The organism is Variovorax sp. LARHSF232, assembly GCF_052871435.1.
Genome location: NZ_JBIXJS010000002.1, coordinates 654,349 through 663,220, shown reverse-complemented (window position 1 = coordinate 663,220; position 8,872 = coordinate 654,349). Strand labels below are relative to the sequence as shown.

The following is an 8,872-nucleotide window of genomic DNA, read 5'->3' as shown; positions in this document are numbered from 1 at the left end:
GCGCGAACGGTATCTCAGGCAGCGCGGCGGCGCGAGGGCGAAGACTTGCGGGCCGCCGCCTTGCGGGGTGCGGCCTTGCGGGCCGGCTTGGATTCAGCCGCCGCCGCGGCGCCCTTCTTCCCGCCTTGGCGCAAGCTGCGCTGCAGCAGCTCGGTCAGGTCGAGGATCTTGGCGCCCCCGGCCTCGCCTTCTTCCATCGGTTCGAGCTTGGTCACCGATTCGGTCTTGCCGGCCTCCACCTTGCGCTCGACCAGCTTCATGATCTCGTCGGTGAAGGAATCATGGAAGGCCTCGGGATCGAAGTCAGAGCTCATGTCTTCGATCAATTCTTCGGCCATCTTCAGCTCGCGCTCCTTCAGGCCGGCCGCCTTCAGGCTCTCCGGCGGCAAGGGCAGCGACTTCCATGGCCGGATGTCCTCGCTCCAGCGCAGCAGGTCGAGCACCAGGCCAGGGCCCGAGGGCACCAGCATCGCCAGGTGCTGCTTGGTCTGGATCACCACCCGCGCCACGCCGACCCGGCCGCTGCGCTGCAGGGTCTCGCGCAACAGCGCATAGACCTTGCCACCGCGGTTGATGGGCGCCACGTAGTAGGGCCGTTCCAGGAACACGAAGGGAATGCTCGTGGCCGGCACGAAGGTCTCGATCTCGATGGTCTGCGTGGTCTTGGGGTAGGCGGCGGCGATCTCGTCGTCGCTCAGCACCACGTACTCGCCGTCCTCGTATTCGACGCCCTTGACGATCTGCTCGCGCGCCACTTCGCGGCCGGTCTTCTTGTTGACGCGCTTGTAGCCCACCGGGTCCATGGAGCGCTTGTCCAGCCAGTCGAAGTCGATGCCGTGCGCGCGCGTCGCGGCATACAGGGCGACGGGAATGTGGACCAGGCCGAAGCTGATGGCACCCTTCCACAGCACGCGCGGCTCGCCCTTTCTGGCGGACCTGGCAGGGGCGTGGCGGGCAGAGGATTCGCGCTTGCGTCTTGCTTGCTTGGCGGCAGCTGCCATGGGGCACCTCCATGCAAGCACTCTAAGCACGGCAGTGCGTCGGCGCGTGTAGGAACGCTGCCGACCCAGGCGTGCGCAGACGCCGCCTTCAGGCCAGACGGCGCTCGCTCTCCCGGGCGAAATAGAACCACTCGGTGCCGGGCAGCGCCTCCTCGTTGGGAAAGACGATGTAACCGTCCTCATCGGCATGCACGATGCTGCCGTCGGCGCGCTGGCCGATCGGCTCGCCGCGCGCCACGGCATCGAAGGTCGCCCAGTCGCGCACGAACTGGTCGTCGGCATGCTGCCGGTCGATTACGCGCGTGAGGCGCAGCAGTTGCGGATGCGCGGGCGGCTTGGCCAGCGGATCGGGCGGCAGCATCTGCAGCAGGCGCAGGGTGGCCAGGATCGCCTGATAGGCCACCTCGGGCGCGGCCGGGTCCTCGTGCTGGCCGCATTCCAGCGTCACGCCATAGCCGCCGCGGCTGCGCATGTATTCGTTGGTGCCGCGGCCGAAGTCGATCGCGTCTTCTTCCACCGCGATGCCGGTGCGCGCGCGTTGGGCCAGGCCAGCGGCGTAGATGTCGAGCCAGCCCTCGACCACGCGCGGCGTGCCCAGGTGCAGGGCCAGCAGGCCTTCTTCGCGGGCGCGGGCAAAGGGCTCGAGGTGGCCGGTGTTGTCGCGCGGTCCGATCATGGCGAAGGCCTGGCCCGCGCTCTGGAAGGAATGCAGGTCCAGGAGCACCTCGTGCCGGTCCAGCAGCGGGCACAGCAGGTCGGTGACGCGCGCCTCGTAGTCGGCCGGCGGCCGGCCGGTGGGCGTGGGGCGGAACAGGCGATTCAGGTTGCGCTCGCCCTCGCGCGCCAGGCGCCGGCGCGCCAGCGGGTTGGCCACCGGCAGCAGGGTGAGCTGGCCGCGCAGCAGGCAAAGCTCGCCCGCGTCGAACTGCGCCAGCACGCGCTCGATGGCAACGCTGCCGCAGGTCTCGTTGCCATGCACCCCGCCCAGCACCATGAGGCGCGGCCCGGGCGCGAGCGCGGAAAAGCCGTGCACGCGCAGCACGTCGGGCAGATTCGCCCAGCGCGAAGCGGATGTGGAGTCGGATGCGAAAGACATGGCCGGCGATCCTACAACCGGCCGCCGGCCGTTCCTACTGCGCCGGCGTGCGCGCCGTGGGACAAGGAAGGTGCAGCACAAGGAGAGCGACATGGCGCAGCCCCGCAATAAGCCCGACGATCCGAAGGATGCGGGCGGCGGCAAGACCCGTGTCGAGCAGGACGGCCAATCGTCGCCGCGCCTGCCGCACGAGCACGACGAGTCTTCCGACAGCCAGCAAAGCCAGGGCGGCGAGCCGCCCGAGGTGGGCAAGCGCGCGCACGAGGACGTGGTGCGCGGCGTGGTCGACACCGACCGCGGCCCGGTGATGGACCGCCTCTACCGCCGGAAATTCAGGCGTCGATAGCCTAGCCTGCCAGGTTGGCGCGCATCTGACCGATCACGGTCTTGTAATCCGGCGCATTGAAGATGGCGCTGCCGGCCACGAAGGTGTCGGCACCGGCACTGGCCACGCGCGCGATGTTGTCGGCCTTGATGCCGCCATCCACCTCCAGGCGGATGTCGCGGCCGCTCTGCGCGATGCGCTTCCTGGCCTGTTCGATCTTGCGCAGTGCCGAGTCGATGAAGCTCTGTCCGCCGAAACCGGGGTTGACGCTCATGATGAGGATCAGGTCGATGTCGTCGATGGCCCAGTCCAGCGCCTCGAGCCCCATGCCCGGGTTGAACACCAGGCCCGGCTTGCAGCCGGCAGCGCGGATCGCCTGGATGCTGCGGTGCGTGTGCGGCGAGGCGTCCGGGTGAAAGCTGATGTAGTCGGCGCCGGCCTGCGCGAAGGCGGCGGCCAGGGCATCCACCGGTTGGATCATCAGGTGCACGTCGATCGGCACCGGCTGGCCGTCGGGCGTCTTGGCGTAGGGCTTGAGCGCCTGGCACACCATCGGGCCGAAGGTGAGGTTGGGCACGTAGTGGTTGTCCATCACGTCGAAATGGATCCAGTCGGCGCCGGCGGCGATCACGTCGGCGACTTCCGCGCCCAGGCGCGCGAAATCGGCCGAGAGGATGGAGGGCGCGATACGGTAGGTGGGGGCGGCTTGGCTCATGCCCCGGGATTGTCGCAGGCCCGTGAACGAGCGCGTCCGCTACCATGGGCGCATGTCTACCAGCAGCACGATCAGCGTCCTGGTCGAACCGCGATTCCTGCACGAGCAGTCTTCGCCGGGCGATCGCATCTACACCTTCGCCTACACCATCACCGTGACCAACAACGGCACGGCGCCGGCGCAATTGATTTCGCGCCACTGGATGATCGACGATGCCACCGGGCACCGGCAGGAGGTCAAGGGGCTGGGGGTCATCGGCCAGCAGCCGCTCATTCCTCCGGGCGAATCTTTTCGTTACACGAGCGGCTGTCGATTGCAGGCCGCCACCGGAACGATGCAGGGCAGTTACTTCTTCGTGACCGAAGCGGGCGAGCGCTTCGACGTGCCCGTCCCGCTGTTCGTGCTGGATGCCAGCGCGGGCGACATTCCCGCTTCGCGCGTCCTCCACTGAGTCCGGCCGCCAAGGCGGGCCAATCCAATACGGCGCGCCGGTTGCCGCGCACGCCGCAAGAACAACACGCATGAATGCATTTCTCAATGAGTTGATGGGCTTCTGGTCCGAATGGGTACGCCCTTCGGCCGGCTTGCCGACGGTGGCCTGGTCGCTGCTGCTGGCCGCGGCCGCCGCTGCCGGGCATCTGATCCAGCGCTACACCGGCATGCCCAAGCTGGTGGGCTACACCATCGTCGGCACCATCGCGGGCTTCGCCGGCTTCGAGGGCACCATGTGGCCGCTCAAGGGCACCAGCCTCTTCCTGCTCGAACTGGGCGTGGCGATCGTGCTGTTCGAAGCCGGCGGGCGACTGCCGCTGCGCTGGTTCCGCCACAACCCGATGGTGCTGGTGCAGAGCCTGCTCGAGGCGCTGCTGACCTTCATCGCGGTGTTCGCGGCCCTGCGCTGGCTGGGCGTGCCCGCCGCGGTGTGCCGCCCGCTGGCGATGGTCGCCATCGTGGCCTCGCCGGCCGTGTTGAGCCGCGTGGCGACGGATGCCTACGCCAGCGGCCCGGTGACCGAGCGCGCGCTGGCCTTGGGCACGCTCAACACCTTGTACGCCCTGACCCTGGGCTATGCGCATGCCGGCTGGATGGAGCGCGCGCCGCACAGCCTGCTGCAGCAGCTCTATTCGGTGATGGTGGTGCTGGGCCTGTCTTTCGTGGTGGGTTCGCTGATGGCACTGGCCCTGCGCCTGGCCCTGCGGGTGATGAGCCCGACCAGCGAAAACACCTCGATCCTGCTCTTGGCCATCATCGGCGCCGGCGCGGCGGTGGCGGCGCACCTGGGCGGATCGGCCGCGCTGGCGGCACTGATCGGCGGCGTGCTGCTCAAGCAGCTCAACCCCAAGCCCTGGACCTGGCCGCAACAGCTGGGCACGGCTGCATCCCTGCTCACCATGCTGATGTTCGTGCTGGTCTCGGTGGTGGCCGCGCAGGCCGACTGGAGCCTGCCGGTGGCCAGCCTGGTGCTGGCGCTGATCGGCGCGCGCCTGTTGGCCAAGGTGGCCGGCGTGGCCATTGCCAACCCGGGCAGCGGCGCCAGCTGGATGCAGGCGCTGTGGCTGGGCCTGGCGATGTCGCCGCTGTCGGCGGTGGCGCTGCTGCTGGCCTCCAATTTCGTCACGGCCTCGCCGCGCTGGGGCCCCATGATCACGCAGATCGCCCTGCCCGCCATCCTGCTGATGGAGGTGCTGGGAGCGGTGCTGGCCACGGTGGCGATCCATGCCGCCAGCGAGAGTTCGCAGCCATGGCTGCCGGACGCCTTCAAGCGCAGCGGGGAGACCCAGCGATGAAGTCCCATGTGGAGCGCGTGGTGGCGCTGGAACCCTTTGCGCATTCAGAGGCGCTGTCGCTGGGTGTCGAGCTTGAGCTGCAGCTGGTCAGCACGCACGACTACGACCTCACGCCCTACGCGCAGGACATGCTGCGGCTGATGGCGCAGACGCCGCTGCCCGGCAGCGTGGTGCCGGAGATGACCTCGGCCATGATCGAGATCTCCACCGACGTCTGCCATTCGGCGCGCGACGTGCTGGCGCAGCTCACGCCGATCCGCGACGCGCTGGTGAAGAGCGCCGACAAGCTCAACATCGCGGTGCTGGGCGGCGGTACTCACGCCTTCCAGCAGTGGCACGCGCAGCGCATCTACGACAAGCCGCGCTTTCGGCAGCTGTCGGAGCTGTACGGCTACCTCTCGAAGCAGTTCACCATCTTCGGCCAGCACGTGCACATCGGCTGCCCCGATGCCGACGCAGCCCTGCTGATGCTGCACCGCATGTCGCGCTACATCCCGCACTTCATCGCGCTGTCGGCCTCCTCGCCCTTCGTGCAGGGGCAGGACACGCAGTTCGATTCGGCGCGGCTCAACTCGGTGTTCGCCTTTCCGCTGTCGGGCCGCGCGCCCTTTGCGCTGACCTGGAAAGAGTTCGAGGCCTACTTCACCCGCATGACCCGCACCGGCGTGGTCAGCAGCATGAAGGACTTCTACTGGGACATCCGGCCCAAGCCGGAGTTCGGCACCATCGAGATTCGCGTGTTCGACACGCCGCTGACGGTGGAGCGCGCCGCGGCGCTGGCCGGCTACGTGCAGTCGCTGGCCGCCTGGTTCCTGCAGGAGCAGCCCTTCATGCCCTGCGAGGACGACTACCTGGTCTACTCCTACAACCGCTTCCAGGCCTGCCGCTTCGGGCTGGACGCGGTCTACGTGGACCCGGCCACCGGCGACCACATGCCGCTGCGCGAGCACATCCTCATGACCATGACCGAGCTCGAATGGCACAGCGAGGCGCTGGACGCCACCGAAGGCCTGGCCCAGCTGCGCTCGGGCGTGGAGGCCGGCCAGAACGACGCACGCTGGCTGCGCGAAATGCAGGGGCGCGAGCGGCTGCTGGCCGAGGTGGTGCGCCAGGCTTCCTTGCGATTCAGAGGCTGACCGGTCACACCCCCGCGTCGGCCTGCGAGAACTGCTGGCGGTACGCCGTCGGAGAGATCTGGAAGGCGGCCAAGAAATGCTTGCGCAGCGACACGGCCGAACCGAAGCCGGCATCGGTGGCCACCCGCTCCACCGGCCGCTGGGTGGTTTCCAGCAGCTGCTGGGCCAGCGCCAGGCGCTGGTTCTGCAGCCACTGGCCGACCGTGGTGCCGGTGGATTCGAGGAAGCGGCGCGTGAAGTTGCGCCGGCTCATCAGCGACCGCTTGGCCAGTTCGTCGAGCGTGTGCGGCTGGTGCAGGTGGCGGCCCAGCCACTCCAGCAGCGGCGCGAGCCGGTCGTGCTCGCAAGCGGACGGCACCGGCTGCTGGATGTACTGGGCTTGGCCGCCCTGCCGGTGCGGCGCAACCACCATGCGCCGCGCGGCGCGGTTGGCCGCCTCGGCCCCATAGCGCACGCGCAGCACATGAAGGCAGCAGTCGATGCCGGCGGCTGTTCCGGCGGACGTGAGCACGTCGCCGTCGTCGACATACAGCACCTCGGGCTGCAACCTCACCTTGGGATATTGCCGGCCGAAGGCGTCGGCGAAATTCCAGTGCGTCGTGGCCGGCCGCCCATCGAGCAGACCCGCCTCGGCCAGCACGAAGGCGCCGACGCACAGGCCGACGATGGTGGCGCCGCGCCGGTGTGCCGCCTGCAGCGCGCCGATCAGCGCAGGCGGCGCCGGCGGGCGCGCGTCGCCCCACGCGGGCACCACCACGATCTGCGCCTGGCGCATCGCCTCCAGCCCGTGCTGCACCGTCAGCGCGAAGCCCGCACTGGTCTGCAGCACGCCGGGCTCGCTCGCGCAGACACGCAGGCGAAAGCGCGGCTGGCCGGTCTCGGTGCGGTCTTCGCCGAACACCATGCAGGGCACCGAGAGATGAAAGGGGCTGATGCCGTCGAAAGCAAGGACGGCGACGGTTTCGATGGCGGCAGGCATGGCCCGATCTTATCGATGAATGGCTTTCGGGCCACTTTCGCGAAGACGCCGCACCGTCAAGAATCAGCGCACCCCAACCCGACAGGAAAAGGAAGAATCGAATGAGCCAGACCACCCCGCGCCGCGCCCTCGTCGTGATCGACGTGCAGAACGAATACTTCGAAGGCGGCGCCTTGCCGATCGAATACCCGCCGGTCAAGGACTCGCTGCCGAAGATCACCCAGGCCATGGATGCCGCGCATGCCGCCGGCACGCCGGTGGTGGTGGTGGTGCACCACTCGCCCAAGGGCGCGCCGGTGTTCCAGGCCGACGCCCACAACGGCGCACTGCATCCCGAGATCGCCCGCCGGCCGCACGACCACCTCATCGCCAAGGCCAAGCCGAGCGTGTTCGCCGGCACCGACTTCGCCGACTGGATCGCCCGCAACGAGATCGACACGCTCACCGTCGCCGGCTACATGACGCACAACTGCAACGCGTCCACCGTGTACGAGGCCATGCACCGGGGCCTGGCGGTGGAGGTCTTGTCGGATGCCACCGGCTCGCTGCCCTACGCCAACGCCGCCGGCCGCGCCAGCGCAGAGGAAATCCACCGGGTGTTCAGCGTCGTGTTCCACAGCAACTTCGCGGCCGTGACCAGCACCGATGCCTGGGTCGCGGCGCTGCAGGCCGGCCAGCCCACGCCCAAGGACAACATCCTGATGTCGAACCAGCGGGCCAGGCAGCAGTAAGCCGCCGGGTTCGCCGCCGCGCGCAGGTCCCGGTCCGCAACGGGGCCTGCGCTTATGCTCGAGTGATGGGCGAATTCGATCTCATCGCACGCTACTTCACGCGCCCCGCCCAGCGCTCGCCGCTGGGCGTGGGCGACGACTGCGCGCTGCTGGCCCCCGCGCCCGGCATGCAGCTGGCCGTGTCTTCCGACATGCTGGTCGAGGGGCGGCACTTCCTGTCCACCGTCGATCCGGCGCGCTTGGGCCACAAGGCGTTGGCCGTGAACCTGAGCGACCTGGCGGCCTGCGCTGCCCGGCCCCTGGCCTTCACCCTGGCGCTGTCGCTGCCCGACATCGACGAGGCCTGGCTGGAAGGCTTCTCGCGCGGCCTGTTCGCGCTGGCCGATGCGCATGGCTGCGAGCTGGTGGGCGGCGACACCACGCGCGGGCCGCTCAACATCTGCATCACCGTGTTCGGCGAGGTGCCGGCCGGCGCCGCCCTGCTGCGCTCCGGCGCCCAGGTGGGCGATGACATCTGGGTCAGCGGCACCCTGGGCGACGCACGCCTGGCGCTGGAAGTGTTCCGCGGCAAGCTAGCGCTGCCGCCCGGCCTGCTCCAGCTGGCGCGCGACCGCATGGAAATGCCCACGCCCCGGGTAGCGCTGGGCCTGCAGCTGCGCGGCATTGCCAGCGCGGCGGTGGACCTGAGCGACGGCCTGGCCGGCGACCTGTCGCATGTGCTCAGGAAAAGCGGCGTCGGCGCCCGGCTGGATGCCGACGCGGTGGCGGCCCGGCTGGCGGCCAGCCGGCACCCGGAAGCACCGGCCTTGCAACTGCTGGGCAGCGAGGCGCGCCAGGCCTTCACCCTGGCCGGTGGCGACGACTACGAGCTCGCCTTCACCGCCCCGCCTTCGCGGCGCGAGGCGGTGGAGCATGCCGCGCGCGCGGCCGGCACGCCGGTCGGCCGCATCGGCCGCATCGAGGCCGAGCCGGGGCTGCGCCTGGTCGACGCAGAGGGCCATGCGCTGGCGCGCCAGCAGTTCGCGTCCTTCGACCATTTCGGTTGAGCGAAGGCAGGCTGTTACAAAAAGGTTTGGGGGCACTTGTCGATTTCCGCTTCGCC

Annotated in this window: 10 protein-coding genes; 6 read left to right on the top strand and 4 right to left on the bottom strand. The window is 69.3% G+C overall.

What is annotated here, in order from left to right; all coding sequences use genetic code 11:
* Positions 1-14 precede the first annotated feature (14 nt).
* Positions 15-1,001 carry a non-homologous end joining protein Ku gene (gene ku, locus ACIPRI_RS08460; RefSeq protein ID WP_446620975.1) on the bottom strand — a complete coding sequence of 329 codons (987 nt, stop codon included), beginning with the start codon at positions 999-1,001 and terminating at the stop codon, positions 15-17.
* Positions 1,002-1,089: 88 nt separating this feature from the next.
* On the bottom strand, positions 1,090-2,097 hold the full coding sequence (locus tag ACIPRI_RS08455; protein ID WP_446620974.1) for a succinylglutamate desuccinylase: 1,008 nt from the start codon (positions 2,095-2,097) through the stop codon (positions 1,090-1,092).
* 91 nt (positions 2,098-2,188) lie between these two features.
* Between ACIPRI_RS08455 and ACIPRI_RS08450 the strand changes: the two genes are divergently transcribed.
* On the top strand, positions 2,189-2,443 hold the full coding sequence (locus ACIPRI_RS08450) for a hypothetical protein (protein ID WP_446620973.1): 255 nt from the start codon (positions 2,189-2,191) through the stop codon (positions 2,441-2,443).
* 1 nt (position 2,444) lies between these two features.
* Here the strand turns inward: ACIPRI_RS08450 and rpe are convergent, their stop codons facing one another.
* On the bottom strand, positions 2,445-3,137 hold the full coding sequence (gene rpe / locus ACIPRI_RS08445) for a ribulose-phosphate 3-epimerase (protein WP_446620972.1): 693 nt from the start codon (positions 3,135-3,137) through the stop codon (positions 2,445-2,447).
* 52 nt (positions 3,138-3,189) lie between these two features.
* On the opposite strand from rpe, the gene apaG reads away from it, so the two are divergent.
* The 3 genes from apaG (at position 3,190) to ACIPRI_RS08430 (ending at position 6,060) form a co-directional block, all read left to right on the top strand.
* Entirely contained in the window at positions 3,190-3,588 is a 399-nt protein-coding gene (apaG, locus tag ACIPRI_RS08440) for a Co2+/Mg2+ efflux protein ApaG (RefSeq protein WP_446621075.1), read from the top strand.
* A gap of 70 nt (positions 3,589-3,658) precedes the next feature.
* Positions 3,659-4,924 (top strand): cation:proton antiporter, encoded by a 1,266-nt coding sequence (locus ACIPRI_RS08435; RefSeq protein ID WP_446620971.1) that lies wholly within the window; start codon positions 3,659-3,661, stop codon positions 4,922-4,924.
* A 20-nt stretch (positions 4,925-4,944) separates the two neighbouring features.
* Complete coding sequence (locus ACIPRI_RS08430) at positions 4,945-6,060, top strand: YbdK family carboxylate-amine ligase (RefSeq protein ID WP_446621074.1); 1,116 nt, start codon at positions 4,945-4,947, stop codon at positions 6,058-6,060.
* A 4-nt stretch (positions 6,061-6,064) separates the two neighbouring features.
* On the opposite strand, the gene ACIPRI_RS08425 is transcribed toward ACIPRI_RS08430, so the two are convergent.
* On the bottom strand, positions 6,065-7,039 hold the full coding sequence (locus ACIPRI_RS08425; protein WP_446620970.1) for a GlxA family transcriptional regulator: 975 nt from the start codon (positions 7,037-7,039) through the stop codon (positions 6,065-6,067).
* 101 nt (positions 7,040-7,140) lie between these two features.
* Here ACIPRI_RS08425 and ACIPRI_RS08420 point away from each other — a divergent pair, with 101 nt between their 5' ends.
* Together ACIPRI_RS08420 and thiL are read left to right on the top strand one after the other, a co-directional pair.
* Complete coding sequence (locus ACIPRI_RS08420; protein ID WP_446620969.1) at positions 7,141-7,770, top strand: isochorismatase family protein; 630 nt, start codon at positions 7,141-7,143, stop codon at positions 7,768-7,770.
* 65 nt (positions 7,771-7,835) lie between these two features.
* On the top strand, positions 7,836-8,816 hold the full coding sequence (thiL, locus tag ACIPRI_RS08415; RefSeq protein WP_446620968.1) for a thiamine-phosphate kinase: 981 nt from the start codon (positions 7,836-7,838) through the stop codon (positions 8,814-8,816).
* Positions 8,817-8,872: the final 56 nt, after the last annotated feature.

Bases quoted from the DNA above. Each gene is read 5' to 3' on its own strand.
- ku (WP_446620975.1), bottom strand. From the start codon at position 1,001: ATGGCAGCTGCCGCCAAGCAAGCAAGACGCAAGCGCGAATCCTCTGCC.
- ACIPRI_RS08455 (WP_446620974.1), bottom strand. From the start codon at position 2,097: ATGTCTTTCGCATCCGACTCCACATCCGCTTCGCGCTGGGCGAATCTG.
- ACIPRI_RS08450 (WP_446620973.1), top strand. From the start codon at position 2,189: ATGGCGCAGCCCCGCAATAAGCCCGACGATCCGAAGGATGCGGGCGGC.
- rpe (WP_446620972.1), bottom strand. From the start codon at position 3,137: ATGAGCCAAGCCGCCCCCACCTACCGTATCGCGCCCTCCATCCTCTCG.
- apaG (WP_446621075.1), top strand. From the start codon at position 3,190: ATGTCTACCAGCAGCACGATCAGCGTCCTGGTCGAACCGCGATTCCTG.
- ACIPRI_RS08435 (WP_446620971.1), top strand. From the start codon at position 3,659: ATGAATGCATTTCTCAATGAGTTGATGGGCTTCTGGTCCGAATGGGTA.
- ACIPRI_RS08425 (WP_446620970.1), bottom strand. From the start codon at position 7,039: ATGCCTGCCGCCATCGAAACCGTCGCCGTCCTTGCTTTCGACGGCATC.
- ACIPRI_RS08420 (WP_446620969.1), top strand. From the start codon at position 7,141: ATGAGCCAGACCACCCCGCGCCGCGCCCTCGTCGTGATCGACGTGCAG.
- thiL (WP_446620968.1), top strand. From the start codon at position 7,836: ATGGGCGAATTCGATCTCATCGCACGCTACTTCACGCGCCCCGCCCAG.